Raw genomic sequence first — 1,481 nt, 5'->3', positions numbered from 1 at the left:
TTGCAGTCATTCGGTCGGTTATCGATTAGTTTTTAAGTGCCTGTAAAGTGTTACTCTATGAACACCAATAATGTCTGCAATTTCACATTTTTTGTATCCAGCATTTAACAAATCATTTATCAATTTTTCCTTTCCAGTAAATTTATTAATAGAGTTTTTTGAACCTGTTTTTCTACCAATCTTTATTCCTTGTAATTTTCGTAGTTTCAACGCTTCCTTTGTCCGCTGGCTGATTAAATTGCGCTCGATTTCCGCGCTCAGTCCAAACGCAAACGCCAGCACCTTGCTTTGAATATCATCGCCCAGCCTGTAGTTGTCCTTTATCGTCCAGACCTTGCAGTCTTTTTTCATGCAGATTGAAAGGATTTCCATAATCATGAACAGGCTTCTTCCTAGCCGGCTAAGTTCCGCACAGATTATCAAATCGCCGCTCTGAACATGATTCAGCAGGTCTCCGAGCTTGCGCTTGTCGTAGTTTTTTGTTCCGCTGATTGTCTCTTCTATCCAGCCGTCAATCTCAAGATTTTCTTTTCTGCAGAAATTGCAGATTTCAAAACGCTGATTTTCAACTGTCTGCTTGTCCGTACTCACGCGGATATAACCATAAGTCATTTTGTACCTCTGCGGCTATTTTAAATGAAAGCTCCAATCTGTTTCAGAAAGAATCTACAGCCGATTGAAAAACGATTAAGAAATTTTAGTGCGAAATATTGGAATTTGAGGATTCTAGCATAGCTTTATCGTCTTGCACGGCTCATTCTTCAGATAATCTCCAGAGCCACAATACTTGACACACAAGGTTCTTTACATCAAAAAGACAGGAAAAGTTCTAGCTTTTAAAAGTTTGGATTATATTCCAAACTTTTGCTTGTTTTTACAAGAACTTTGGAATATAATCCAAACTATGAGCGACATATTACGCCTGGAATTTTTAGAAAAACTCAAAACTTACAAGGACAAGCACATCATCAAGGTGATTACGGGAATCCGCCGCTGCGGAAAATCAACTCTAATGAAAATGTTCCGCAATTATCTTCTTGAAAGCGGAATTTCCGCCGAGCAAATCATCTTCCTGAATTTTGAGGACTTCGACAATTACGAGCTTTTAAATCCGAAATCGCTTTATGAATATCTCAAGCCGAAAATCCAGAAAGAACAAATGACTTACATTTTTTTCGATGAAATTCAAAACGTAACGGATTTTCAGCGGGTTGTGGACAGCCTTTTCCTGAATGAAAAAATCGACATTTACATAACAGGAAGCAATGCATATCTTCTTTCAGGCGAGCTTGCAACGCTGCTTTCAGGAAGATACATTACGATTGAAATGCTTCCGCTTTCGTTCAAGGAATTTGCTTCCGTGCAGAATCCGTCGCTTTCACTTTCCGAAAAATACAGGCTTTACGTTGAGCAAAGTTCTTTTCCCTACACGCTGAATCTTGACGGCGACAAAAACGAAATTCTCGACTATCTCGGCGGAG

2 protein-coding genes are annotated in these 1,481 nt (G+C 39.2%); one reads left to right on the top strand and one right to left on the bottom strand.

The window, feature by feature from the left end; translation table 11 throughout:
- Positions 1-18: 18 nt before the first annotated feature.
- Complete coding sequence (locus B3Y13_RS09455) at positions 19-612, bottom strand: master DNA invertase Mpi family serine-type recombinase (RefSeq protein WP_296694170.1); 594 nt, start codon at positions 610-612, stop codon at positions 19-21.
- Positions 613-904: 292 nt separating this feature from the next.
- Here B3Y13_RS09455 and B3Y13_RS09450 point away from each other — a divergent pair.
- A partial coding sequence (locus tag B3Y13_RS09450) for an ATP-binding protein (RefSeq protein ID WP_296694167.1) occupies positions 905-1,481 on the top strand: 577 nt, incomplete at its 3' end.

The organism is Treponema sp. UBA7567 (genome assembly GCF_002476655.1).
Classification (GTDB): Bacteria; Spirochaetota; Spirochaetia; order Treponematales; family Treponemataceae; genus Treponema_D.
Note: the sequence above shows the minus strand (reverse complement) of the source record. Positions and strands in the feature narration are given on the sequence as shown.

Excerpts from the sequence above, each read along its gene's own strand:
- B3Y13_RS09455 (WP_296694170.1), bottom strand. The coding sequence starts at position 612 with ATGACTTATGGTTATATCCGCGTGAGTACGGACAAGCAGACAGTTGAA.